The sequence below is a fragment of the Kiloniella majae genome, assembly GCF_002118315.1.
Lineage (GTDB): Bacteria > Pseudomonadota > Alphaproteobacteria > Kiloniellales > Kiloniellaceae > Kiloniella > Kiloniella majae.
This window is the reverse complement of record NZ_MTSZ01000001.1, coordinates 382360-408408: the sequence shown is the minus strand read 5'-3', so window position 1 is coordinate 408408 and position 26049 is coordinate 382360. Positions and strand designations below refer to the sequence as shown.

27 protein-coding genes are annotated in these 26049 nt (G+C 45.1%); 17 read left to right on the top strand and 10 right to left on the bottom strand.

The features are described from left to right. The first annotated feature begins 32 nt into the window (after positions 1-32). The 8 genes from BKB51_RS01900 (at position 33) to BKB51_RS01865 (ending at position 8469) form a co-directional block, all read left to right on the top strand. A complete protein-coding gene (locus tag BKB51_RS01900; RefSeq protein ID WP_218043936.1) occupies positions 33-668 on the top strand; it encodes a helix-turn-helix transcriptional regulator in 636 nt (211 codons plus the stop codon). Next, on the top strand, positions 665-1669 hold the full coding sequence (locus BKB51_RS01895; protein WP_085899398.1) for a threonine/serine dehydratase: 1005 nt from the start codon (positions 665-667) through the stop codon (positions 1667-1669). The genes BKB51_RS01900 and BKB51_RS01895 overlap by 4 nt, the downstream gene beginning before the upstream one ends. Next, positions 1662-2786, top strand: coding sequence for an aminotransferase class I/II-fold pyridoxal phosphate-dependent enzyme (locus tag BKB51_RS01890; protein ID WP_085899397.1), 1125 nt, complete (start codon positions 1662-1664; stop codon positions 2784-2786). Before BKB51_RS01895 ends, BKB51_RS01890 begins: the two co-directional genes overlap by 8 nt. Next, a complete protein-coding gene (locus tag BKB51_RS01885) occupies positions 2783-3745 on the top strand; it encodes a Rossmann-fold NAD(P)-binding domain-containing protein (RefSeq protein WP_085899396.1) in 963 nt (320 codons plus the stop codon). Before BKB51_RS01890 ends, BKB51_RS01885 begins: the two co-directional genes overlap by 4 nt. Positions 3746-3966: 221 nt before the next feature. Then, the gene (locus BKB51_RS01880) at positions 3967-5487 is read left to right on the top strand and encodes an ABC-F family ATP-binding cassette domain-containing protein (protein WP_085899395.1); all 1521 of its coding nucleotides are present in this window, start codon (positions 3967-3969) and stop codon (positions 5485-5487) included. 100 nt (positions 5488-5587) lie between these two features. Beyond that, positions 5588-6118, top strand: a complete 531-nt coding sequence (locus tag BKB51_RS01875; protein ID WP_085899394.1) for a hypothetical protein — start codon at positions 5588-5590, stop codon at positions 6116-6118. Positions 6119-6246: 128 nt separating this feature from the next. Further along, positions 6247-6780, top strand: a complete 534-nt coding sequence (locus BKB51_RS01870) for a hypothetical protein (protein WP_085899393.1) — start codon at positions 6247-6249, stop codon at positions 6778-6780. Between the two features lie 324 nt (positions 6781-7104). After that, a complete protein-coding gene (locus tag BKB51_RS01865) occupies positions 7105-8469 on the top strand; it encodes an HlyD family type I secretion periplasmic adaptor subunit (protein WP_085899392.1) in 1365 nt (454 codons plus the stop codon). 14 nt (positions 8470-8483) lie between these two features. Here the strand turns inward: BKB51_RS01865 and BKB51_RS01860 are convergent, their stop codons facing one another. Further along, the gene (locus tag BKB51_RS01860) at positions 8484-9284 is read right to left on the bottom strand and encodes an FCD domain-containing protein (RefSeq protein ID WP_085899391.1); all 801 of its coding nucleotides are present in this window, start codon (positions 9282-9284) and stop codon (positions 8484-8486) included. 134 nt (positions 9285-9418) lie between these two features. Here BKB51_RS01860 and BKB51_RS01855 point away from each other — a divergent pair, with 134 nt between their 5' ends. Beyond that, a complete protein-coding gene (locus tag BKB51_RS01855) occupies positions 9419-10552 on the top strand; it encodes an alpha-hydroxy acid oxidase (RefSeq protein WP_085899390.1) in 1134 nt (377 codons plus the stop codon). Positions 10553-10592: 40 nt separating this feature from the next. Here the strand turns inward: BKB51_RS01855 and BKB51_RS01850 are convergent, their stop codons facing one another. The 4 genes from BKB51_RS01850 to BKB51_RS01835 form a co-directional block, all read right to left on the bottom strand. Beyond that, positions 10593-11075: a GDYXXLXY domain-containing protein gene (locus tag BKB51_RS01850; protein WP_085899389.1), complete on the bottom strand. Its 483-nt coding sequence runs from the start codon at positions 11073-11075 to the stop codon at positions 10593-10595. Continuing rightward, a complete protein-coding gene (locus tag BKB51_RS01845) occupies positions 11066-12235 on the bottom strand; it encodes a DUF4401 domain-containing protein (RefSeq protein ID WP_085899388.1) in 1170 nt (389 codons plus the stop codon). Before BKB51_RS01845 ends, BKB51_RS01850 begins: the two co-directional genes overlap by 10 nt. After that, positions 12228-13286, bottom strand: a complete 1059-nt coding sequence (locus BKB51_RS01840) for a DUF2157 domain-containing protein (protein WP_085899387.1) — start codon at positions 13284-13286, stop codon at positions 12228-12230. Before BKB51_RS01840 ends, BKB51_RS01845 begins: the two co-directional genes overlap by 8 nt. Positions 13287-13495: 209 nt before the next feature. Next, positions 13496-14536 (bottom strand): adenylate/guanylate cyclase domain-containing protein, encoded by a 1041-nt coding sequence (locus BKB51_RS01835; RefSeq protein ID WP_085899386.1) that lies wholly within the window; start codon positions 14534-14536, stop codon positions 13496-13498. A 176-nt stretch (positions 14537-14712) separates the two neighbouring features. Here BKB51_RS01835 and BKB51_RS01830 point away from each other — a divergent pair, with 176 nt between their 5' ends. Further along, positions 14713-15204, top strand: coding sequence for a P-loop nucleotide/nucleoside kinase family protein (locus BKB51_RS01830; RefSeq protein ID WP_158090112.1), 492 nt, complete (start codon positions 14713-14715; stop codon positions 15202-15204). 9 nt (positions 15205-15213) lie between these two features. On the opposite strand, the gene BKB51_RS01825 is transcribed toward BKB51_RS01830, so the two are convergent. The 4 genes from BKB51_RS01825 to BKB51_RS01810 all read right to left on the bottom strand — a co-directional run bounded on the left by BKB51_RS01825 (position 15214) and on the right by BKB51_RS01810 (position 18088). Beyond that, entirely contained in the window at positions 15214-16035 is an 822-nt protein-coding gene (locus tag BKB51_RS01825; protein ID WP_085899384.1) for an RDD family protein, read from the bottom strand. An 87-nt stretch (positions 16036-16122) separates the two neighbouring features. Then, entirely contained in the window at positions 16123-16431 is a 309-nt protein-coding gene (locus tag BKB51_RS01820; protein WP_085899383.1) for a hypothetical protein, read from the bottom strand. Continuing rightward, a complete protein-coding gene (tmpT, locus tag BKB51_RS01815) occupies positions 16428-17063 on the bottom strand; it encodes a thiopurine S-methyltransferase (protein ID WP_085899382.1) in 636 nt (211 codons plus the stop codon). Before tmpT ends, BKB51_RS01820 begins: the two co-directional genes overlap by 4 nt. 140 nt (positions 17064-17203) lie before the next feature. Next, on the bottom strand, positions 17204-18088 hold the full coding sequence (locus BKB51_RS01810; RefSeq protein ID WP_085899381.1) for a LysR family transcriptional regulator: 885 nt from the start codon (positions 18086-18088) through the stop codon (positions 17204-17206). Between the two features lie 158 nt (positions 18089-18246). Between BKB51_RS01810 and cuyA the strand changes: the two genes are divergently transcribed. The 5 genes from cuyA to BKB51_RS01785 all read left to right on the top strand — a co-directional run bounded on the left by cuyA (position 18247) and on the right by BKB51_RS01785 (position 23735). Next, complete coding sequence (cuyA, locus tag BKB51_RS01805; protein WP_085899380.1) at positions 18247-19257, top strand: D-cysteate sulfo-lyase; 1011 nt, start codon at positions 18247-18249, stop codon at positions 19255-19257. Positions 19258-19274: 17 nt separating this feature from the next. Next, the gene (locus tag BKB51_RS01800; protein ID WP_198946598.1) at positions 19275-20066 is read left to right on the top strand and encodes an alpha/beta fold hydrolase; all 792 of its coding nucleotides are present in this window, start codon (positions 19275-19277) and stop codon (positions 20064-20066) included. 96 nt (positions 20067-20162) lie between these two features. Continuing rightward, on the top strand, positions 20163-21125 hold the full coding sequence (locus tag BKB51_RS01795; protein WP_085899379.1) for an ABC transporter substrate-binding protein: 963 nt from the start codon (positions 20163-20165) through the stop codon (positions 21123-21125). Positions 21126-21195: 70 nt separating this feature from the next. After that, the gene (locus tag BKB51_RS01790; RefSeq protein WP_245813193.1) at positions 21196-22254 is read left to right on the top strand and encodes a quaternary amine ABC transporter ATP-binding protein; all 1059 of its coding nucleotides are present in this window, start codon (positions 21196-21198) and stop codon (positions 22252-22254) included. Next, on the top strand, positions 22251-23735 hold the full coding sequence (locus BKB51_RS01785; RefSeq protein ID WP_085899377.1) for an ABC transporter permease: 1485 nt from the start codon (positions 22251-22253) through the stop codon (positions 23733-23735). Before BKB51_RS01790 ends, BKB51_RS01785 begins: the two co-directional genes overlap by 4 nt. Positions 23736-23868: 133 nt before the next feature. Here BKB51_RS01785 and BKB51_RS01780 read toward each other — a convergent pair whose 3' ends face one another. Next, on the bottom strand, positions 23869-24507 hold the full coding sequence (locus BKB51_RS01780) for a hypothetical protein (protein WP_085899376.1): 639 nt from the start codon (positions 24505-24507) through the stop codon (positions 23869-23871). 73 nt (positions 24508-24580) lie between these two features. Here BKB51_RS01780 and BKB51_RS01775 point away from each other — a divergent pair, with 73 nt between their 5' ends. Both BKB51_RS01775 and BKB51_RS01770 read left to right on the top strand, forming a co-directional pair. Continuing rightward, entirely contained in the window at positions 24581-25378 is a 798-nt protein-coding gene (locus BKB51_RS01775) for a helix-turn-helix transcriptional regulator (protein WP_218043935.1), read from the top strand. A 124-nt stretch (positions 25379-25502) separates the two neighbouring features. Next, positions 25503-25922, top strand: a complete 420-nt coding sequence (locus BKB51_RS01770; RefSeq protein WP_085899374.1) for a VOC family protein — start codon at positions 25503-25505, stop codon at positions 25920-25922. Positions 25923-26049 lie beyond the last annotated feature (127 nt).

The window sequence follows — 26049 nt, the reverse complement described above, 5'->3', positions numbered from 1 at the left end:
AAATATAGACTATATGTCTAGTTATGGAAGAATTGACGAACTACAAATCTATGGCAGACGGGATTGCGGCATTAATGCATCCCCATGCCGAAGTCGTGATACACGATCTGAAAATGCAAGAGATTGTTTATCTGGCGAATAACTATTCCAATCGTGAAATTGGATCACCATCCCATATGGACGAAGTAGAGTTTGCCGAGGGTGATCGCGTGCTTGGGCCTTATCGCAAGGTGAATTGGGACGGTAAAGTTCTCAAGTCTATCAGTATTGTCATGCGGAATAGTGGTGGTGAAGCAGAAGCTATGATCTGTGTAAATCTGGATATGTCAGACATGAACCGGATGCATCAGGTTCTGGGAATGATGCTGGGAGCGCCAGAAGAAGGATGTGAGCCCGAAGAGAACAGCGAGAACCAAAGCGACAAGATTGAGGAGATCTTTCGCGATGACTGGCATGAGCGGATCAACATTTTTATTCAGGAATGGTTGTTGGAAAACAGACTGAGCCTGCAAGCGCTCGGACGACGTGAAAAGCATGATCTGGTTATTGCTCTGGAAGCTAAAGGGGCTTTTCAGGGGCAAGGATCTGCCAACTATGTGGCTCGTTGTTTGGGGCTTGGACGCGCCACCGTATACAAATATTTAAAAGAGCAAAGGGGATCGGCATGATCATAAATGATCGCAATCTGGTCGAGGAAATTGTTGCGGCTAATCAGCGAATTAAGGCTGTGGATGGCGGTGTGCGTGAAACGCCGTTGGACGAAGCGCCGTCCTTTAGTGAGCGTACGGGGGCGACCTTTTTGCTTAAGGGTGAGCATTTGCAACGTACAGGGTCCTTCAAAATGCGCGGGGCGATGAACAAGGTTCTGACCTTGTCCGAAGAGCAACGTACAAAAGGAATAACAACGGCATCAACCGGGAACCATGGCATGGCGACAGCTCAGGCTGCCAGCGTCGGGGATGTGGAAGCCACGATCTATTTGCCGGATACGGTGTCTCCTTTGAAGCATGGGAACATCACCAGGATGGGGGCGAAAACCGTTTTGGTCGAAGGCACCTGTGTGGATAGTGAACGTACGGCAAGAACGGCAGCAACAGAACAGGGTATCACCTACGTTTCTGCCTATGCAGACCTGGATGTCATCGCTGGACAGGGAACAATCGGTTTGGAACTTGCGATGCAATGCCCAGACCTTGCTGCCGTCTATATTTGTGTTGGCGGCGGGGGGCTTATTTCGGGTGTGGGGAGTTATCTCAAATCGTGTTTGCCTGATGTTGATATCATCGGGTGTTGGGCCGAAAACGCGGCATCAATGCACTATTGTCTGGAAAAGGGCGAGATTTATGACGCGTGGGAGGCCGACACCCTGGCTGACGGTTCCGCAGGCGGTGTTGAAGAGGGCACCGTTACCTTTCCGATCTGTCAGCAAGTTATTGATCGTCATGTCTTGGTCAGCGAAGAAGAAATTGCGCAAGCCATGCGCGATGTGGCGACCAGTGAACGCTTTATTATTGAAGGGGCCGCGGGTGTTGCCGTTGCTGCTGCTCTTAAAACCGGACGTGATTACGCGGGGGAAAAGATTGCGGTTGTAATCTGCGGACGCAATATCGGTTATGAGACATTTTGTGGTGTGATCAACTCAGTCGAGAGAAAGAAAGAGAATGCGTAATTTTTCACTGGAAACGTTTTTTTCTGATTGGGAGTTCAAAGCCAGATATCATATGACTGCGTCTGATATTCAGAGCATGACCATTAATGAGCTTTTGGCGATGGCAAGCGAAGAAGATCGAGAGATGTTTTATGATTTACCACTAAGTTATACCGAAACCTTTGGGCATCCTATGTTAAGGCAAGAGATTGCCAATACATATAACGGGTTAACACCGGAGGATATTCTGTGTTTTGCCGGGGCTGAGGAAGGTGTTTACGTAGCAATGCGGGTTCTGTTGGAACCTAGGGATCATGCTATTGTTGTAGTGCCAAACTATCAGGCGGCAGAAACTCTACCTCTCGATATCTGTGAGGTCACGGGTGTTCCGCTTGACCCGGATGATAACTGGTCGCTGGATATGGATGCGCTTGAAAAGGCAATTCGCCCCAATACAAAGCTGATTTCCATTAACTTTCCCAATAACCCGACTGGGGCCATTTTAAAACGCAGTTCCTTTGATTGCTTGATTGAACTTTGCCGTGCCCACGATATTTATCTGTTTAGTGATGAAGTCTATCGGGGTGTTGAGCGTGATGAGAGCCTACGATTGCCACATGCTGCAGATGTTTATGAAAAGGCACTATCTTTGAATGTGATGTCAAAGGCTTACGGACTGCCAGGGTTACGTATCGGCTGGATTGCCTGTCAGGATCGGGATCTCCTGAAACAAATGGAATGTTACAAACACTATCTCTCTATATGTAATTCCGGGCCGAGCGAGTGGTTGTCTATCATTGCTCTGCGAGCGCGAGAGCAGATCCTTGCGACCAACCGCAAACTGGTGAAAGAAAACGCTAACAAGCTGACAGAATTTTTTGATGAATTTCCTGATCTGTTTGATTGGCAGGTGCCCGATGGGGGATGTGTTGGATTTCCCGCTTATAAAGGCCAGGGAACAACGGATGATTTTTGTGAAGATCTGATCAATAAATCCGGTGTGTTACTTCTACCACCGCGGATTTATAAATCTGACCTGCTACCTGTGATCTGGAACCGTTTTCGGGTCGGCTTTGGACGCAAAAATATCGATGAAGGTCTTGCCGTTTTCCGTGCTTACCTCAAGAGTAACACATGAATACATTACCGATTATAACGCTCGATGAAATTCAAGCTTGCCTGAGTGAAGATGATATTCTTTCAGCTGTAAAGGAGGCTCTGATTTCTCATGGGCGAGGGGACGTAAACTCACCACCACCGGGTATCTTGCAACTAGATAATCCGGCAGTTGGGGAGTGCCATATCAAGTATGGTCATCAAAAAGGGGCCGATACCTTTGTGGTGAAAATAGCGAGTGGCTTTCGAGATAACGGTAAGCTTGGCCTGTCCCCCAATAGTGGCATGATGCTGGTCCTGAGTGCGCAAACGGGCGCGCCCGTCTGTGTGTTGGATGACAAGGGCTGGCTCACAGATATCCGCACAGCAGCGGCGGGTGCGTTGGCGGCACAGGCCGGCGCCCCGGATAAGGTGAGCGCAGTTGGTATCATTGGCACAGGGGAACAGGCCCGGCTACAAGCAGATTGGACCTGTCGTCTTTTAGGATTAAAGTCAATCGTGGTTTATGGGCGCAATCCTGAACAGGTAGCGAATTACGTCGATGACATGACAGCGCAGGGATATGGCGTCAGCACAGCATCAGAAGTAAAAGATCTCCTTAAACGATGCAATCTCGTCATTACAACAACCCCGTCGCCAAAAGCATTGGTACTTAATGAGGATGTGCAACCGGGTACTCATATCGTTGCCATGGGAACGGACAATCCGGGAAAACAGGAACTGGGCGCAGCATTGTTTGCGCAAGCTGCGGTTATTATGGTCGACGACCTTGCCCAATGTGTCCATCACGGCGATCTGGGGCATGCAGTTCGCGGTTGTCTAGTCTCAGAAGATCGGGCCATCTCATTGGGGCTTGTTCTTGCGGGTGAACAGCAGGGGCGTTTAAATGCTGATGATATTACAATCGCCGATCTGACCGGGATTGCTGCTGAAGACATTGCCGTGGCGTCATTGGTCTGGGAGCGTAAAGAAGTCAGCTAGAGGTTGGCTCGTATATCTGTTTGCGCTCAAATTTTTGATTTGCAATCTTATGTTTACTTAATGATTAAAGTGAGGGCTTAAGGTTCAAGTGCGTTGAAAGTACTTGAAAACGCGCGATTAAGGTTGCAATGTGTTGAGAATATTCCACTCCTTGAATGCTTGGCCCTAATTCTATAACCCGAGAAATGTAGGTCAGCGCTTTAACTCTGTACGAGATTGTTATGACACTTCTTAATACCAAGGATCTTGGTATCACCCTCGGGGCACCACTTTTTTCCAATTTAAATTTCTCCATCAATAAAGGTGACCACATTGGTTTGGTTGCCGCCAATGGACGCGGGAAATCCACGTTGTTGAGTTGTCTTGCTGGTGGGATGGAGCCGACAGAGGGGGACATAACCCGCGCCCGGGGACTTAAGGTCGGGTATGTGGAACAAAATGTTCCCGACGAACTTATGGGGCGAAGCCTCTATGATGCTGTGCTTTCTGTTCTACCTACCGAGCAGGCAGAATATGAAAGCTGGCGCGTGGACGTTGTTCTGGATGATTTGTCGGTTCCCATAGAGTTACACAGTCGCTTGGTTCGTGAACTGTCCGGTGGTTGGCAACGCGTCATGTTACTTGCCCGGGTGTGGGTAGGAGAACCTGATCTATTGTTAATGGATGAGCCGACCAACCATCTTGATCTTTCGCGCATTGGGTTCCTTCAGAATTGGCTGGATACTGTGGCGCGGGATACGCCGATACTGGTGGCCAGTCATGACCGTGCTTTTCTCGATGCCGTGACCAATCGCACGCTTTTTCTACGGGAAGATCAGTCGCAAAGTTTTGCGCTTTCCTATAGTCAGGCACGGGCAGCGTTGGATGAAAGTGATGCCGCGAAAGAGCGTCAGTTTGAAAATGATGCTCGCAAGGCGCAACAACTTCGACGTCAGGCTGCGAAGCTTAAGAATATCGGGGTTAATTCTGGTAGTGATCTGCTGATCACCAAAACCAAGCAGCTTAAAGAGCGTGCGGATAAAATCGAACAACAATCTCAGGCAGCCTATAAAGACAAGTCGGCGGGAGCCATCAAACTCGTCAATTCAGATACCCATGCCAAGGCTTTGATCACACTGGAAGAGGGGGAAGTCACAACCCCTGATGGCAAAGTTTTATTCAAGACCCCACCTCTGTGGATCAAACGAGGGGATCGTATTGTTTTGCTTGGGCGTAACGGAACCGGGAAAACCCAGTTGATCCGTATGGTGCAACAGGCCGTCATGGACGAACACCCGACGATCAAATCCACACCAAGCGTTGTCATGGGCTATTCCGATCAAGCATTGTCCCAACTGGACGATCAAGCAACACCGCAAGAGGTTATAACTGAACGCTTTGATGTGGGGGATCAGCGTGCCATTGCCTTGCTGGCCGGGGCTGGCATTAATCTGGATATGCAAAGTAAACCCATCGGTGCGTTATCCGGTGGACAGAAATCACGTTTGGCGATGCTGGATCTTCGGCTTCGCAATCCGAATTTTTATCTGTTGGATGAACCCACCAACCACCTGGATATTGAAGGGCAGGAGGCTTTGGAAGAAGAGTTACAGGCCCATAATGCCAGCTGTCTTCTGGTTAGTCATGACAGGGCTTTTGTAAGAAATACTGGCACCAGATACTGGCTGATTGAAAATAAGCGATTAAAGGAAATCGATAATCCTGAAGATTTCTTCACATTTTCGTTGGGTGAGCAGTTATAGAGTAACAAGTACGGTTTGTTTCGGTTGCGAGTGTTCATAACAATCACTATCTAGTCTGCTGTTTTGATTTAAAATAATTTTGATGAAGTGAATTGCTAAGATGTTGAAAAATATTTGTGTGTTGGTATTGGCTTTTGTTCTGTTTGCCTGTGAAGAAGCTGCCGATCTTTCCAACAGTCAGTCCTATGTTAAAGATGGCGTGAGTTTTAAGTTGCCCGGAAACTGGAAGGTCGTGGAGGACATTACCGAAGAGGGATTTCGATATATCAGCATTGAATCATCAGGGGATGCTGTTGCTGGGGTTTCTCTGTTCCATAACGGGGTAAGGATCGAACTGGAAGACTATATCGATTTAATTATTGAAAACTTTAATGCCGAGTTGCCTGTGGGATCGCGAAACAGGGGAGAAGTTTTTGAATTTACACCTGATTATAAAGAGAATGTCGCTAAGGCTATTCGTAATCAGTTTGCAATAACGCTCGCCAGTGTTGAGGTTCCCCACACATCAGATTTTTATGAAATGAGGACGGACTCAGACTTCGCTATTATTTTTACCCAGGTATCTGACGAGGATAAAGAATTGGTCCAAAAGGGTTTTGATCAAATCATCAATAGCTTTGAAATAGAATAGGGTATCCTGTTCAAGGCGCAATGCTGGATTTTTCACCGTTCTTTTGCGATACTTGATCATTGCTCGTTCCGATCCGGTTCTATCAAGAGAGATGTTGCCCGTGCTCTCTGTACTGAAAAGGAACCCGAATGTTTAATTTGGAACGTTTTGTCGAAGACTGCTGCACAGCAGTTCGCCGGGATAAAACACATAAAAGTGTTTCTGAAATATTTGATCGTGCCTTTCGTGACCCTGCATCCATTGCCACGGCTTTGGGTGAACCTCAAAAAGCGGGCCTGACACCGATTTATTGTTCTTCGGATTTGACGATCCTTAATCTGGTTTGGAAACCATCCATGATGATTGCTCCGCATAATCATAATATGTGGGCAACGATAGGTGTATACGGCGGACGAGAAGATAATATTTTCTGGCGACGGATCAAAGATGATCCGAATGGACGGATTGAAGCAGCCGGAGCTACGGCATTAAGTACAGGGGACTATGCCCCACTTGGCAGTGATATTATTCATTCCGTCGCTAATCCGATTACAAAGTTGACCGGGGCAATTCATGTCTATGGCGGTGATTTTTTCGAAGCTGAACGCAGTGAATGGGACCCGGAAAATCTGTCGGAACAAGATATTGATCTGGAAAAGCTCAAGGCACTCTTTAACGATTAACCAGCGGGCTGATCTTTCTTTCACTACATGAGCTTAGGACTAAAGATTTTTTTGAACCTGTTATGTTTGTTATGGGCTAGGGGATATTACCCAGATGACCATCTTTGCGTTGATCACAGAGAGTGAGGGTTTCCTTATCGTTATCTAATTCTTCATAGTTATGTGATTGGTTTATATTAATGTCTCGCCTTTCCGGGTAAAGGTATATAGTCTTGGCGAACATTATCAGAGCGCTTGAAATACGCTGACTATACGCACTGCACTCTTTAAAAATTGTAGCAGATCCTCTTCAATAAAATTAGATGACAGAAGGGAAAGACGACGATGTCTTCCATGTCCAGAAAAGAGGAAGATCTGCTCTTTATGTCAGATTTGCAATCTGCCGAGCTTCGTAAAGGGCGTAAAGCCGCCTATGTATTAACTTTCCTGTCTTTTTTCTTTTTTATTATTTTATTTATCTGGGCATCTCTGACCGAACTTGATGAGGTAACCCGGGGCGAAGGCAACTTTACACCGGCCCAAAAGACACAGATTATTCAGAACCTTGAGGGGGGGATTATCTCTGAAATTCTGGTGAAAGAAGGTGATATTGTTGAAGAGGGCAGTATTCTTGTACGGATTAATAACTCGTTGGCACAAGCAAGCGCGGATGATCTGGAGAGCCAGCGGAGGATACTTTCGGTATCCGTTATACGCATGACCGCGGAATTGAACGGTACTCCCTTGGTCTATAGCGAAGAGCAAATGGAGACATCGGCTGATGAAGTCGATGATCAGATGGCGCTTTATACCGCACGAAGTAACCAGCAGTCTTCGCAAATACAGGTGATTGAAAATCAGACACGGCAACGGGAACAAGAGATCTCGGAAGCGAATAGCCGGATCGGACAGTTGCGAAACTCGCTTGGTCTTGCGCAGCAAGAACGTAGCATCACAAAACCTTTGGTCGATAAAGGGGTTCTTCCCCGTCTGCAGCTTATTCGCCTGAACCGGGAAATTGTCGATCTCGAAGGGGAGATTAAAACACTGGGAGTCAGTCTTCCACGGTTACGGGATGCCGTGCTGGAATCAAAGCAGCGCGTAGAAGAAATGATTCTGACGACCAAAGCAGAATTGTCGGATGAACTGAATAGAGCACGATCAGAGCTAAAATCTGTGACAGAGAGTATGGAAGCCGGGGCGGATACCGTCAGACGTACGGATGTGAAATCACCTGTTCATGGGATCGTCAAAGAATTGAAGCGCAATACAGTTGGCGGTGTTATCCGCGGCGGCGAAGATATCGTCGAAATTGTTCCGTTGGACGATACATTGATTGTCGAGGCTAAAATCCGCCCATCTGACCGCGCGTTTTTGCAAAAGGGTCAGAAGGCAACAATCAAGGTTTCTGCTTACGATTTCTCTGTCTATGGTGGAATGACAGCCAAGCTGGAACGCATATCTGCAAGTACAATTAAAGATGAAGAAGGCGAGAGTTTCTATAGGATTTATTTGCGTACAGACGACAATAAAATTGTCAGCAAAGGCAAAGAGTTGGAAATTATTCCGGGGATGACCGCCAATGTAGAAATTTTAACCGGCAAGAAATCTATTCTGGATTATCTTCTGAAACCAATATTCAAGGCTCGACAGTCAAAGGAAGAGAAAGCGCAACCAATCGGTACTCAAAAAACGGTCTCTGGTTTATGAGTTTGAAAAAAAATCTAACTTTTCTTTGCGTTTTTACTGCTTTTTCTTTGCTTTTCCATAAAGCGTTCCAAGCGTCTTTTTGAGACTTCGATGCGATGATCTTCGCGTTCCAGATCACGGATTGCTTGCTGGACGTAGGCAAGGTGATCTTGGGATGCTTTTTGGGCTTCGTCGGGCTTTCCGGCGATGATGGCGTCATAGATCGCATGATGTTGGGCAAGCAAGCGGTCTCTTGATCCCTGATGAGTATAGAGTTGTTTTCGGCTTAGGAAGACACCTTTTTTTAGAACTTCGACCAAGGACCGGATAACGTGTAGAAGCACAACGTTGTGTGCAGCTTCGGCGATGTTCATATGAAAATCGGCGTCGATACTGGCTTCCAGTTCCAGATCACCTTTTTCATGGGCAGCGCCCATCTCGGCTATACAGGCGGTGAGTATTGCCCGGTCGGCATCTGTGGCGCGCTCGGCGGCATAGTAGGCGGCGTTACCTTCGGAAATGGCCCGAAATTCCATAAAGTCATTAACAGTATCGGGATGGTTCTGGAAGATTGCAGTCAAAGGATTGGTAAGGGAAGGGCCCAAGAAATTTTTAACCAGCGTTCCGCCCCCCTGATGGGTTTCCAGTAACCCCTGAACTTCCAGCTTATGCAGGGCTTCACGCAGGGAAGGGCGGGAAACATCCAGCTGTTGCGCAAGATCACGTTCTGCTGGCAAGTATTCCCCGGGCGGCAAAACACCTTCGAGAATGTAGTTTTCCAATTGTTTTGCGACAGTATCCGCAAGTTTTTCAGAACGTATTTTATTAAGTGCCATCTTACCTGAATGATTGTTATTTAATTTTGGTAATAATATTTTACCACTTTACATGATTGGTAAAATTATTTATCCAATATGTCAATATTTTATTTGTCCAAAGAAGCCTGATCACAGAAAAAGGAAAACATGTCATGGCGCAGATTCTGGAAATTGCCGATCTGAAAAAGCTGGCCCAGCGTCGTGTGCCAAAAATGTTTTTTGATTACGCAGATTCCGGATCCTGGACCGAAGGGACCTATCGCGCTAACGAGAGCGATTTTCAGAAGATCAAGTTCCGCCAACGTGTTGCAGTGGATATGACCAATCGAACCCTTGCCAGTCAAATGGTGGGACAAGACGTGTCCATGCCTGTTGCTATTGCCCCAACTGGGCTGACCGGAATGCAACGCGCAGACGGTGAAATTCTTGCGGCACAAGCTTGTGAAGAAGCCGGGGTGCCTTTTACTCTGTCAACCATGTCAGTTTGTTCTATTGAAGCCGTTGCTGAGAAAACAACCAAGCCTTTCTGGTTTCAGCTCTATGTCATGCGGGACAAGGATTTTGCCGGACGTTTGATTGATCGCGCGAAGGCCGCGGGCTGTTCTGCCTTGGTCCTTACTCTTGATCTGCAAATTCTGGGACAGCGTCATAAAGATTTGCGCAATGGTCTTTCCACACCACCCAAGTTTACCCCCCACCATATTTGGCAGATGGCTACACGACCGGGCTGGTGTCTTGGTATGCTGGGCACAAAGAACCGCACCTTTGGCAATATCGTTGGTCATGCACAGGGTGTCGAGGATCTTAGTTCCTTGTCTTCGTGGACAGCAGAACAGTTTGATCCCAAGTTGTCATGGGAAGATGTCGCGTGGATCAAAGAGCGTTGGGGCGGGAAATTGATCCTCAAAGGTATTCTTGATCCCGAAGACGCCAAGATGTCTCTTAAAACCGGGGCCGATGCCATCATTGTTTCCAATCATGGTGGTCGTCAGCTCGACGGAGCAATTTCTTCGATCGAAGCGTTGCCGGAAATAGTAGAGGCCGTTGGCGATAAAGTCGAAGTGCACATGGATGGCGGTATTCGGTCCGGACAGGATGTGCTAAAGGCTATAGCTCTTGGCGCAAAAGGAACTTATATCGGGCGACCTTTCCTCTATGGTCTGGGCGCGATGGGGAAAGAAGGCGTGAGTAAATCGTTAGAGATTATCCGCAACGAAATGGATATCACCATGGCCTTGTGCGGCAAGCGGGATATCAAGGATGTGGATCAATCCATCCTGCGATAAACCGGCCCTGTACCAAAAAATCAGATCAGGGACACTTTGCTTATGAGGTTGGCTCATCAACCAGATCTGTTAAAATGTGGTTACCGTTGTCATCAAATTTAAAGACGCCATAACGGGCATTCTGATAACGGTCTGCATGTCCTTCCTGAAAGAAGAATGAGTCCGGGACAATTCTGACCCTGCTATAGGTTTTGTGGTAGTAGAGGCGTTTTTCGTTATCAGCCAGTGGTGTTTCGTCATCAAACCTGACAAAGCTTGCGATTTGTTGCGGGTTGACGCTGATAACCATGTAGCCGCTTTTTACATCCGGTGATGTTGCGTTTGCGGCATCATTCTCTGCATCGTTTTCTAGGGCATAACGCAGGCGCATATAATCCCCTTGCATAAGCGAGCGCGGGTCAACCGGAGCCAATTCCAGCAAGACGGTCTCTCCCTTGTCGATAATCTCTTCTTTTTTATATATGCTGTAGTTCAGGACCAGAAGAATAATAACCGTCAGGCCAATCATGATTTTCAGTCGCATGATGTGTCTCCTTTGGCTGTATTTCTATCTTCCTTTGGGATCTGGGGGGCAGCGCGATCCCATCCCCTGAGTTTTAAATAGAACTTTCCGGCAATCATGATGCCACCACTGGCAACCAGAACAATTGATTTTTCGAGCAGTGTAATGTCGAGATTATAATAATAAAGCCAAAGAAAAACGGGCAACAGAAGGAAGCCAAACAAGGTGAAGAGCCTGTCGTGACGGGCGTAACCAAAAATCATCAGGCCAAGTGACAAGAGAATGCCCGGCGCCGAGAGGATCGCGAGAAAGACACTACCGATAATGCCGGCAATAACGGGCTCGCGTTTTATGTATTCCTTTCCGCCAGCTGCCCAGATAATCAAGAGGGTCAGGGCAAGAGCAAGCAAGATGTTACTGATAAAGGGAGAGATAAAGAGGTGATTGCCGAGATAATCAAACTCGTTATAGGATGACAGAAAGAGTACCGAGATTGCAAGACTAACGATCAGTGCTTGTGACAGAGGTTGAAAGAAAGCTGGAATTCTGGGGGAAAGCAGAAGACAGCCAGAAGCGACAAGCTGGATCAGCATGAACAGGTTAAAGGCGATGTCTGTTGGTAAGATAAGATGATCTTCCCAGAGGATATTGAGCAGCATAACAATCAATACCCCGCAAGATGACATGAAGCGTTCAACATGCAGTCGATAGAAAGGATAGGTCAGGGCGGTGATGAGGAAAGAAGACAGGGCAATAACAAGCAAGCTTTCGCCGAACCATTCTACCGTTGCGAAAATAAAAAGGAATTTTCCCGTTCCCATCAAGGCAAAGGAAACCTGTAGGAAGAAGTTTTTACCCGTTGTATTGTCATCGTATGTGACAGTGTAAAGCCCGATTGCCCCCGCAATAAAGAGAACGCCTGTCGTCAAGGCACCCACTGTGTTGTTAAAGCTGATAACCTCGATCAGGACTAGAAAGCCAATAAAGCAGATAGAGGCGATAAAGGCCCCGATGCCTGATAGAATTTTCAGATAAACTGGAATGTCCGGGTTCTGTTCCTGATCCTGAATGAAGCTGTTGATATCATCGGGGGCAGTAATCAGCTTCTTGTTCATCAGAAAGCTAACAAGATCTGCTGCGGACATTTGTTCTTGATGTTGAATTGTCTCTGGACTAGGCATTTGAGGTCCCCGTGTCTTCTTTCAGCGCTTGGGTCAGGTATCTCAGGTACATGGTAAATCCTGTGATAATGCCGATAGAGGCAATACCCATAAGTAAAAGACCAAGTTCTTCTTCGTCCCAGAGCATGTCTAATAAAGCTCTTATGGCAAGGGTCTCAACAATAACCAACGTTGAAATGATGACCGCCGCCAATGACCAGATATCCTTGACGATTTTGCGGTAATAGACATAAACACAGATATGTCCGATTACGCCGATAAATGAGCCAATAAACACACCGTCATAAGCCTGATCAATATCAACGATTAGCAGGACAATCGGGATATTCAAAGCAATGAGGATCGGGATAAGAATAATCCAGCGGGTCCATTTGGGGGCAAGCCAAGAGTAAGACGGTTTTTGTGTTAAGAATTCGCGTATACAAAGGACTAGGCCGTTGAGAGATGCGAGAAACGGCAGGATTAAGAGTGTCCAGTCGTGCTCTACTAATGACCGGGCAATAACAACCTGATCCCACCAAAGACCTAAAAAGACATTAAAGATCACAAGCCAAAGAACCCAATGAGCGGCAAATTTGGACAGGATCGTCCAGCCTAGGATTAACAGAGACCAGACCATGAAAAGCTGATAGGCATCGGCCCCTGTTTGGTAAATCTGTCCAAAAACGGCGAGAAATATCCCGACAAAAACACTTGCTGATATCAAAGAGAGCTGACCGGAAAGGCGGTTCAGGCTACAGACGCAGGCACTGATAATACTGGCAATGATGGCAAACTGAACACCCCCTAACTTATGGGCAGGTAACAGCTTGGCCCAGTTAAAGGCAAAGAAATAAACCACACCAGATAAGATTAAACAGACCCCAAGGCCAAGTAGTAGTCGCGAAGCCCAAATGACCCACTGCGTATGAGGGATAAGCTGTTGCAGGGCTTCAATTCTGGCTTCTTTGCTGATCTTCCCATGGCTATAGAGTTGATCAACCAGAGCACGGTTTGCCGGAATTTGATCCAGCGATTGCTGTGGGGGGACAATTTGATCCGTCGTACTCATTGCTTTCCAACATGATTATCTGACTGATATCTGGATGTTTACGCTTTTATCATCTGTGGTTGTTTATGCGAGGTCAATTGGGATTTTGTATCATGTGTATCATGTGTATCATGTGTATCATGTGTATCATGTGTATCAGGGGGGGAATGATTTCTCATGTATTGGTTGCGGTATCCGATTTTGATAAGGTACTGATACTGTTGATATGACTAAATGGCCTTGATGGTAAAGAGCTCCGTTTCTTCCTGACGCCCTCTTAACTGCACAGTAGAGAGGTGCTGTGCAATGTAATCTTTAGGCAGACTGATACGGTTTAGAAGCTCTGACGAAATGATCAGGGGGCAATCCAGGACTTTACATTGCTGTTCAATACGCGCCGCCGTTTTTATTGTATCGCCAAAATATGAAATTTCCTGCTTCTGATCTCCACAATGACCGATGACCACAGGACCACCATGAAGTCCGATACGGAAACCGGGAACAAATCCGAATTTTTTCTCGTATTTTTGGGCTTTGACATTAATGAGGCGGTTGATCGCAAAGCAGCATTGAATAACTCTTATATTTGCTGTGCCAGCACTTAGGGGCCAAGTAACGATGACCTGATCACCGATATAACGGTGAATTTCGCCGCCGTGTTCCAAAATAGGTTCTGTGATGTCGAAAAAGAATTCATTGATCATATGCTGAACACCCAGATCACCAAGCCTTTCGGCTAGCGTGGTTGATCCAACAATATCCAAAAACATAAAGATCCTGTTTTCCTGAACAGGTTGCCTGTATTTCCCGAGCAGGATGTTAATCAGGGCGCGCGCGCCTACAATCCGTATGACCTGTGTTGCTGTTTGCAGGGCGATAAAGAGGATACCCACAATGATCAGAACCCGGATATAATGGGCTTCGGTAAAAAACTCTAAATTAAATCGGCCATGAAAGGCGTAACCACTAAAAATGGCCGTGAGCATAACGATACAAACGACGACAAGTGATTTGATGAAAATCGCTGAAACAATGGACATTTTTCTTAAGAAAACGCCGTACTGACTGGGGACAAAAAAAATCTCGAAGGCCCATAAGAGAGAGCTTCCAAACAGCCAGGTTAACCCTCCTCGAACAAAGGTAACTGTCAGATTGTCTTTGGGTGGTTCATGAAGCGTATAGTGATCATATGTTTCCGCAAAACCCACAAGGACAGATAGAAAAACGAGAATAAGGAACAGGCGTACTCTGGATGCGGTTAAATGAGACAAACGTAATTCCCCTGATAGAAATTATTCGAGACAGAAATCATGCGAGCTTGATCGAAATAATCTGGATTATAACATTATAGCATGCTCTATCGTTATCAAAATGAAAGCCATCTCAATGTTTAGGTGAAAGTCCTGATCTGCAGAGATTAATCTAAAAAGAAATAGGAGCCTATGAATTGGCGTGTGTTTATTTAATTGTCGGGAATACCGGTGCGGGCAAAAGTACCTATGCGGCGCAGTTAGCCAAACGTGAGAACGCGATTATATTTTCTGTTGATGAGTGGATGAAGACCCTGTTCTTTATGGATATGCCCGATCCGCCGCTATATTCATGGGCGCTGGAGCGAACGCAGCGGTGTGAAAGTCAACAGCTTGCAGAAACGCTTAAAGTCGTAAGCAAGGGCATTTCTGTTATTCTCGATTTAGGGTTTTTTGCCAAAAGTCAGCGTGAAAGGGTCGCTGATTTTCTGAAAGATCATGGCTGTGAATTTCAAGTGCACTATCTGGATGTGGATAAAGAGACCAGGTGGGATCGTGTGAACCATCGTAATGAAGCTCAGACAGAAACCTTTCAATTCGAAGTCTCTCGCGAGATCTTTGATTTCTGTGAAACGATTTTTGAACCGATGGATACAGATGAACGCAAGACGGCTGTTCTCGTCGAGTGAGCTTAGAGCTCAAAACCAAGCTATATGATATGGATAGGGGCTTAGAGCGGAGTATAGGTACAGGCCGATTGCAATAATACAGATCACAAGTTGAAGGCCGTTGTTTTCTCTGTGAACAATGACGGTGTCCATGCTTTTATCCCATGAGGTCGCTTTATCCATCGTGAGGTCAAAGTACCCGTACATCTGTGTAATTAGTGATAAAACAGGTAGCCCTAGTGCAAAGCCCTTGATGAAAACCAAGGTTTCGCGTTTTGTTGCATGTTTCATGGAAAGTGGCAAATGATCTTTGGTCAGGACTTTTACACCAAGAAGATACTTGCCAATTGTTGTACCCAAGATTCCGGTTGAAATTGCATTCAAGAAGGCAACAAAACCAAGAAAGAGCATTGGTATAATAATCAAAATTACGAGCAATTCGGCGATGGTAGGATGCTGCATTAAATCGTTCAGATCATCTGGCGAAAAGCCAGTTATCGCAGGTGAGAATATCAGGTTCGCATAAATTGATATATCGATCCAGCGAGCAAAACTTCTTCTCCAGGGATGTGGTGAGAAGTCGTTCCAGACATCGTCTGTGTTGGCATCGCTGATATTTTCTGATGTAGTTACAACCGGGATCGTATTGTTGAGCTTTTTTTCGTTTAATTCTTCCCAAGTGAAATCACTTCTGCGTATTTTCAGCTCTTTATAGGAAAGCCATGCGTCACTGTTTTGTGGGCGCACAAAGCTATAGCCCGCAATGACATTTGTTTTGAATAGCTTGTAGAGTTCCAGCTTTGTGACAGGGCCAAATTCCTGATTATCTGCCCAGTAGTACCATGTTTCCATAAGCTGCCTAATTTGATCTTGAAGATGAAAACGACCCGCCGGTCGGTTGGGATGATTTATGACGGATGTTAAAGACTTTGACCAGGGTTAGAGGTCTGCGACACCTTTTGATGCATCGACGTTAAATATCTTAACGCTAATGACTTCCTTGATGGCATCAATGTTTAAGATACCTTGATTGAGCGCTTGGTAGGCCGGGTCAGATTCCATGGCTAGATAGTCGGCTTCATTGTGCCAGAAGGTAATGGTTTGCCATTCATCTTCGTGGGTGAGGAAGAGAACGCCGCAATTTCCTTTGACGCTGCTCAGGAAGGGGAGTGATTTACTGTCAGCATAGGCTTTCAGAGTATCAGATTTTGCAAGATCGAAACGTGCAGTCCAGATACGGGCAATCATGGTTTTAGTATCCATACACTTTGTGTTGACGGAAATTGACCACGTAACCCGTTTGGAACAGGCTCTGAGCCAAGAAGATTTATAGTATAATGGTCGCTATAGTAGGTTTGAACCATATCCTGATCAACGGAAAAAGGCGGCCCGTTGGTCAAACTTTGATCGTAACTGTAGGTCAACAATAAATGTGGGGCTTTATTGGTAATTTCTATTAGATTCTTTGCGTATTTCTGCCGCATGTCTTCTGGCAGAGCGACAAGGGCCGCCCGGTCATAAATAGCGTCAACATGTCCAAGGATTGATGGTTTTAAGTCAAAAAAATTACCGACAAAGATATCAATGTTCTTTGCATGATAATGTTTCAGTTCTCCCGATTGGGTGATTTCGGGCTCCAGACTTAAACTGGCGAAAAGCTGTGTTATGGCCAAATCGCTTAATTCTACGCCAACAACCTGATGGCCTTGAGACAGTAACCATTGAATATCAAGCGTTTTTCCGCATAACGGAACAAAGATCCGACTTTTGTGCTTTAAATCCAATTCGTGAAAATAGTCAAGTAATCTTGGATTGGGCTTTGCTTCATGAAACCCGATTTGATTGTTTTGCCATCTGTTATGCCAAAAATCTTCTTCCATTATTTCTACCAGCTTCTTGTTGAATACATCTAACTTCTACATCTTCAAGTTAACTTGAGGTCAAGTAGGAATTCACAAGTATGAAATTGAATGAATTATATAATGGAGTGCTAAAATCGATATATTATTAATTACTTATTTTAGAATTGCTTCCATACTTCTTTTGCAATTGTGTCTATTTTATCTGGTGCGCAATAGAGTGATAATATGAGAGGTGTTTCCCATTTTTCATCCCCAACGGTAATCAATTGGCCGTCCTCTAATTCAGTTTTAATTGCTGAATAAGGCATCCAGGCTATCCCCCCGCCGGTTATCAAACGACGTTTTAATGCTTCTACCAGTCCGTCCATATAGCGTATATCCAGATGGGCTGATTTCTTGCCAATAATATGTTCGACGACCTCGCCTAAAAAAGAACTGCTTTCATATGCAAGATAAGGAACATTTTTGCTACGTTGACCAGGTAGAGTCCATTTATTTAATATAGCTGTATTTTTTTCCGCAACAGGTACCAATTGATCGATTAGAATATCTTTACGCGCAAAATTTGCTTCGTCCAAAACCGGGTTTACTTCTGCATGACGATAACATAGCAAAAACTCACACGCTGCTTCGTCAAGAAGTTGGCAGCATGTACTTAAGCTGTCTGAGATGACCCGGATACGTAAATCTTGAATGGATTGTTCAAGCTCTTCTATACGAGGGGCCAGGTAGTGAACAGAGATTGTATGAAGAACCGCAAAACGTACAAATTTGATGTTCCCTTGATCTTGATCTCGTATTGATTGTCTGGCTTCACTAAGACGAACAATGGCTTCTTTTGCGACGGGTAAAAATTGTTCCCCAGCGTGGGACAGGCGGATAGGAAAGTTTGCGCGATCAACGAGGGGAACACCAATCCAACTTTCAAGAGACTTGATGCGTCGGCTGAATGCTGATTGGGTGATATTTCTTTCATCTGCTGCGCGTGTAAAGTTAAGTGTGCGGCCCAAACAAACAAAATCTCTTAACCAATTTATATCCACTTTATGCCTTTCAGGCAGTCAAATTAATTGAAATTGTTGAGTTATGCAATAATGGAATAACTTAATGAAATCTTTGAATTGGAGATTTTTTTAAACATCGTTCTATCATTTGTATGACTTCTTAACGACCTCAACATCAAAAACAGAACGGTACTACAATGCATCTTGCCCGCTTTCCCCGAATTAAACTTGGTCACTTTCCTACCCCGCTTGAAAAGCTAGAAAACCTAACGAAATCATTAGGTGGCCCTGATATTTATATCAAGCGAGATGATTGTACCGGTTTGGCAACTGGTGGTAATAAAACACGTAAGTTGGAATTCCTCGTTGCTGACGCTCTTGCTAAGGGAGCAGACACATTGGTTACACAGGGGGCTACACAATCTAATCATGTTCGTCAAACCGCCGCTGCAGCAAGAGTTGTTGGTATGGAGTGTCATGCACTTTTAGAACGTCGTGTCGAAAACATGGGTGATGGTTATGAAGCTGCGGGCAATGTTCTGTTAGATGATATCCTGAAGTGTGAATATGATTTCCGCTCTAATGGTGCAGATATGAATGCCGAGGCTCTGTCTCTAGCCGACAGCTTGAGTGAAAAGGGTAAGAAGCCATATTTTATTCCTGGTGGTGGTTCAAATACAATTGGCGCACTGGGGTATGCTAATGCAACTGAAGAACTAATTTATCAAGCTGATAGCACTAATTTGAAAATTGACAAGATTGTTCACGCAACTGGTAGTGCCGGAACGCAAGCTGGGATTTTGGCTGGCCTTCACGCAATGAGCGCGCCTATTGATGTCATTGGTATTTCTGTTCGTGCTAAACGTGATGCGCAAATCGCGAATGTTCATAAATTGGCTGCTGCGACTGCTGAACTTATTGGAACTAAAACAGAATTAGCAATCGATATGGTAAAAGCGCATGATGATTATGTTGGGTCTGGCTATGGCCAACCAACAGACAGCATGATTGAAGCAATTTCGATTGTTGCTCAGCAAGAAGGTATTTTTCTTGATCCGGTTTACTCTGGTAAGGGGATGGCTGGTATGATTGGCTTGATACGTCAGGGAGTTTTGAAAAAAGGCGAGAATGTTGTCTTTATTCATACGGGTGGGGCGGCATCGTTGTTCGCTTACCAACAATTATTTTCAGGCCAAAAAGTAGCTTAGGTGCGAAGGATAATATCGTGCTTGGCGTCAAAAAAAATAACTTGGATGACGATTTACTTGCTCACATAAGGGCAGGAAGCGGATTTCCACTGGTTTTTATCCACGGCTATTTAGGAGGGGCAAAAGCATGGATCGATCAAATTCAGGCTTTTAGTCAGGAATTTGATGTTATTGCGCCAGAATTACCTGGATACGGAACCAGTTATCATCAGAAAGCGTGTACTACTATAGAGGGATACGCCAATCAAGTATTAGATTTTCTTTCCAAAATTGATATTCAGAAATTTCATCTGGTTGGTCATTCGATGGGAGGAATGATTGCTCAGCATATAACCAAATTGGCTCCGGAGAGAGTGGATTGCCTGATTTGCTATGGTACAGGCCCTTTAGGAATGATGCCTAATCGATTTGAGACATTGGACGAGTCAAGAAAACGACTGCGAAGCGATGGCGTGAAGAGCACTGCAGAACGCATAGCATCAACGTGGTTTATTAATGGCAAACATGCTTTGCGTTATCAGGAATGTGCATCTTCGAATAATAATGTGACTACTGAAACAGCGTTGGCAGGCCTGAAAGCGATGGAGACATGGGATGGACGTGATGCCATGTCATCCATTTGCCAGAAAACGTTGGTTTTGTGGGGAGATAGGGATCAATCCTATGATTGGACTCAACCAGAATCGTTATGGACAGGAATTAAAGAGAGCAGTCTGGCTGTAATGCCTGATTGTGGACATAACGCTCATATGGAAAACCCTGAACTCTTTAATTCAATTCTAAGAAAGTTTTTACCGGCGAGGAAATGAAAGACAGAGGCTTATGTCTCACAAAAATTAAAATTAATCATAAAATGATCAACGGCTTCCGGTGCTTGAGATCGTATTAGAACAGTGGAGAATAATATGAAGCACAAAATTCTCGGAGTAACTTTTGCCGCAACTATAATGGTTTCGTCGTCAATGGCGATTGCGAGTGAGAAGGTGAAAATTGGTGCACCAGCATGGACGGGAGCACAAGCTATTGCACACTTGATTGCTGAAGTTGTGGAAACACGAATTGGTGGCGAAGCCGAACTGGTGCCAGGTAATAATGCAAGTATTTTTCAGGCAATGCACCAAGGTAAGGGAGATATTGATGTCCATCCGGATGTTTGGTTACCAAATCAGGAAAGTTTTACAAAAAAATACGTAGAAGGGGCTGGCACTGTTGCTTTGTCTCAAAAACCGTATGAAGGCCGACAAAGCTTTTGTGTTTCCAAAGAGTTTTCTGAAACAAATAATGTTACGTCAATTTTTGATCTTGCCCGCCCGGAAATAGCTTCTTTGATGGACAGTGATGGTAATGGCAAGGGTGAAATCTGGATTGGTGCGCCTGGTTGGGCCTCTGCTAATGTGAATGAAGTAAAAGTTCGTGATTATGGATTGATGCCTTTTATGGAGCCAATTCGTGCAGATCAGGCGGTTATGACTGCTACTGTTGGTGATAGTGTTCGTAAGGGGATTGGGTATGCATTTTATTGTTATGCACCTCATGCCATCTGGTATCAGTTTGATATTGTTCCTTTATCCGAACCAGAGCATGATCCAGCCAAGTATATTGCTATTCAACCATCTGATGATCCAGACTGGTTTAACAAATCTAAAGTAATGTCAGCTGATGCTCTTAAAAAAGTACAAATTGCCTATTCTAAATCTTTGATTGAACGTTCTCCTGCAATTGCTGAATTGTTGCAGAACATGCAGCTTGATGCTGAGATGGTATCTGAGTTCGCTTATCAGATTGAAGGTGGAGATGATCCATCGGAAGTCGTTAAAAATTGGGTTGCAGAAAATTCTGACAGAGTTGATAGCTGGTTAGGCCTGTAATCCCTTTAATAAAAAATACGACGCCGCGCCATTAAGCGTGGCATCGTAAAAAAGGCTAATGGGGTATGTTGTGTCACAATCAAATGCAATCGAAATTTCCGGTGTATGGAAAATCTTTGGCGCACGGGAAAAAGAAGCTTTGGCTGACGTTGAAGCCAATAATATCAGCAAGAAGCAAGTTTTAGAAAAATACAATTGTGTTGTCGGTGTCGCTAATGCCTCAATGGATATTCGACCTGGTGAGATTTTTTGTATCATGGGGCTTTCTGGTTCAGGGAAATCTACACTTGTGCGTCATATAAATCGACTGCTGGAACCGACAGCTGGTTCGATCAACGTTAATGGGCAGAACATTATGGCGATGGACCCAGACACCTTGCGACAATATCGCAATGAACATATTGCCATGGTGTTTCAGAACTTTGCCCTTATGCCGCATAGATCTGTTCTAGATAATGTTGCTTTGCCTTTGGAAATAAGAGGTGTCAATAAAAACCAGCGGCTGGAAACCGCAATGAAAGCCATCGACATGGTTGATTTGACGCCATGGGGAAATAAGTTTGCCCATGAACTTTCCGGTGGGATGCAACAGCGCGTTGGATTAGCACGTGCACTTGCTGCAGATCCTGAAATTTTGTTAATGGATGAGCCTTTTTCTGCACTTGATCCTCTTATTAGACGTCAGTTGCAGGACGAGTTCATGAAGCTGGCAGCCCAGATGAATAAAACTACCGTTTTTATAACACATGATCTGGATGAAGCTGTTCGTATTGGTGATCGTATTGCAATTATGCGTGACGGGATGGTTATTCAGACAGGAACGCCAGAAGATATTGTCATGAATCCTGTGGATGATTATGTCTCGGATTTTGTTGCAGGTATTTCAAGACTGAAAGTCGTGCGTGCGCACGCAGTAATGCAGCAGCTTTCTGAATATGAAGCAGAAAATGGAAGTCTTAACGAAAACGTCGAAGAGTTTTTTGAAGATGCTGATCTTGGTGTGTTGATTGAAGCTGCTATTGAGACTGAAAGTCCTGTTGCTATTATTGATAAAACAAGAAAGCGAATTGGGGTTATTACACGTGCCGATTTGTTACGTACAGTGATTGAAGGAACGGAAACGTCATGACCAGTAATAATGAAACGCTGTTAACCGAATTCGTTGTAACAAACGCAAAGTATTATAAAGAGAATTTCGAGAAGATTGGTGCTAAATCGGGGTTTTCATGGACATTTAACTTGATGGCGGCCTTCTTGGGGCCAATCTGGTTTGGTATGCGTGGCCTGTGGAATTGGGCGCTTACCTTTATCATCGTGGAAACCTTTGCCTTAATTCAACTCGGGCGTGGTTTGTTCGGAGATCTTGGTGCCGAGGCAAATAGTCGGATTGCGCAGATAGAGGGAACACTGGATTTCCGCCGGCAACAACTGGAAGCGGCAATTAAAAAGCAGGCTGACAATGTTGATGTTTTTCAAAGAAATATCGAATCATTGGAACAGGCAATTGGTGATATTCAGGCAGAAGCTGCATTAGCTGAAGCAAGTGCAATTTGGGTTGCTGTTTTAGGTTTGATTGTCTTGGTTCTGGTTAAAATCGCCCAAGGGGTGATTGCCAACTCTGCTCTTGAACGTCGTTTTTCTGACTGGTTGTCTGATAACACGATTGCATCTGGCTTAAATGTTCTCCGTACAGGTATCAGTATTGTTTTTGTCAGTTTGGTTTTCTCTATAAGTGTTGTTCATTACAGCTTTCCTGAGATCACTGGATGGTTTTCAAAGTTTCCAACCGATCCGCAACTCAGACTTGATGCAATAGCCAAAGTCGAACAGTTTTTTGATTTCATTATTCTGTCAGGGCAGTGGTTCTTTGATATAATCACGTTTGGTATTCGCGCTGTTTTGGACGGGTTGGAAGTGTTGTTTGTTGATACGCCTTGGATTGTGATAGCAAGTTTTATTCTTTTACTTACATGGCTTTCTGCCGGGACTAGCGCCTCAATTTATGTCGCAGGGTTTCTTGCTTATATGGGTTTCCTCGGGTTTTGGGAAAAAGCTATGACTACGTTAGCTTTGTTAGGCACTGCGGCGTGTATTTCTATTGTAATCGGTATTCCAATTGGATTGTTCTGTGCTCGCCGTCCTAGAATTTATACTGTAATCCGACCTATAATGGATTTTATGCAAACAATGCCCGCTTTTGTTTTTATGATCCCTGTTATTGCCTTTTTTGGAACAGGCAAACCAGCTGCAGTTGTCACCACAATGATTTTTGGTGGCACACCAGTTGTACGCTTGACTGTGTTGGGGCTTCGGGGGGTGCCTGAGACCATTCGTGAAGCGGCAATCGCCTATGGAGCAACCAAATGGTATCTTTTAACCAAAGTTGATTTGCCATTGGCAGCTCCTTCAATACTTGCCGGGATAAACCAAACAATTATGTTGAGTTTGGCTATGGTTGTTGTTGCTTCTTTGATTGGAGCTAAAGGTCTTGGAGAAGATGTGCTCGAAGCACTTCAATATGCATCCGTTGGACAGGGCATTCTGGCTGGTTTTGCTATTCTTTTCTGTGCAATGATCCTTGATCGTGTTGTTCAGGGAAAACGAGCATAATCTTTCGCAAGGTGGCGCCATATCAATCTCTGGTATCAGGTATGGTGTGGCGAAAGATTATACGAAGCGCCCCGGATAACCTTGCTCCCTGTCTTCAAGGTTAATTCGGGGCGTTATCAACACTAACTTGTGGTCAGGCCAGTTTAAACCAGAAGTCCAGATCGACGCTTTCAGGATCGAAGATATTCAGAAGTTCAAGACAGGTATCATCCTGAACATAACCGTTACAAATTCTGCGCGCCATGCCCAGATTTTCAACAAAGGCTATTTCTGAATAGGTCGTATCATCAACTTTACCCATGAAGTGAGCACGTGGTTCGGTAAAGTTGCTTAGATATTTTTCTTCAATCTGATCGGATATATCCAGCATAGCCTTTTGATCAAATTGTTCAGGTGATTTCGGGCTGAAGGTACCAAATTCAATACAGGAAAAGTCTGTGGGAACAACAACATCTTCTTTGAGGATGGTATTGGCGGCCAGGCGAATGCTGTCCGGTTTTAATAGGGCCATAAATTTCTGAGAGCTCTTGGCTTGGGGATGGTTTTCCGACATTGCCATAAAAGACTGGTGGTCACTTGCCATAATGGCATCTGCAAAGTGACCTTTGTCATTCCCGAGAAAACAATGCATGGCGATACCTTCTTGGTTTGAAAGAAATTCGTGCCGCCAGTTCAGGGCTGCTTCGATGATTTCTGCTGTTTCGACACCATCACGTTTTTCATAGCGGGCAAAGCCCATTGTTTTTAGCGAACCAAGGTTTGTTTGAAACATGCCTGTTTTTCCATTTCTTTAGATATGAGAGGTTACATAAATGTTTTATATCAGTCACTTAATGTCCTGATGGGTGTTGCCATGCGTTCCCGGAGATTTTGCTCTGGAATTGGTCACATGGGCTTGTGAACGGGTTATACTGGATACCCCTGACAATTTATGTCAGGGTAGTTTCTCTAAACTTGGAAAAATGATGCGCGTTCAAAGACTCTTCTCCATTCTGGATCGCTTGCGGGCAAGGCGGCAACCTGTCTCGGCTGAAAGTCTTGCCGAAGAGCTAGGTGTTTCTCTTCGCACGATCTATCGTGACATGGTGACTTTACAGTCCATGGGGGCACCTGTCCGTGGGGAAGGGGGCATCGGATATCAGATAGAAAAGGGATATTTCCTGCCCCCCTTGCATTTTGATGCGGATGAACTGGATGCCATCATTATCGGGATGCGGCTGGTGGCAGCACGCGGGGACAAGCCGCTTGCCGATGCTGCAACACGGGCATCGGCCAAGATATCTGCTGTACTGCCCGAGGATATGGAAGACAGTTATTATGATGCGCCTTTGCTGGCCTATTCAGTTCAACCAAAATCCGAAGAAGAAACGATTGATTTCCTCAGCCCGGTAAGAACGGCTGTTCGGGACCGGGCCTTGTTAGAGATCCGGTATATGGATCTGAAAGATCAGTCGAGTGAACGTGTTATTCGCCCCCTTGGCCTTACAGCTTTTGACAAGGTTTGGCTGTTGACTGCGTGGTGTGAGAAAAGTGATGACTTCAGGTCTTTTCGCATCGACCGTCTGCAAAGTGTCCAGCGAACAGGGGAGAACTTTCGAAGGGAAGCGAGCAAAGAATTCCGCGATTACCTCAAACGGTTATGATTTCTTTAATGGGCATTTTATGGCTCTCGTTTTAGTGATTATCTCTCTGTTTCCAAAAGGGATATTTGTAGATAGCATGCTAAACAATTCAAATGTTGTATGACGATAAGCGAAAGAAACCGGAATGAAATATTTACACACCATGGTACGGGTCTCTGACCTTGATGCTTCTATGGATTTTTATTGCAACAAGCTGGGCCTTGTCGAAACCCGGCGCTTTGATAATCCGGAAGGTCGTTTTACCATTGTCATGCTGGCTGCGCCGGGGCAACCGGAGGCGGAACTGGAATTGACCTATAACTATGACCCTGAACAGCTGTCCGGAGATCGTAATTTTGGTCATCTGGCCTATGCCGTCGATAATATCTATGAATATTGCCAGAAACTCATGGATCAAGGGGTGACAATCAATCGCCCACCACGTGACGGGCGCATGGCCTTTATCAAATCACCTGACGGAATTTCTGTTGAGCTTTTACATGCAGATGGATCTCTGCCTGTTCAAGAACCTTGGGCATCCATGGAAAATATCGGAAGCTGGTAAGTCAGGGTTGGTCTTTACCAAACTCAAGGATCTATTTTTTGTAGTTGTGTCCTTAACAAAAGCTCCGGTTTGGGGCTTTTGTTTTGCCTGGAAGGTTTTCCCATAGTGGCAATATGAGGCAAAGGAG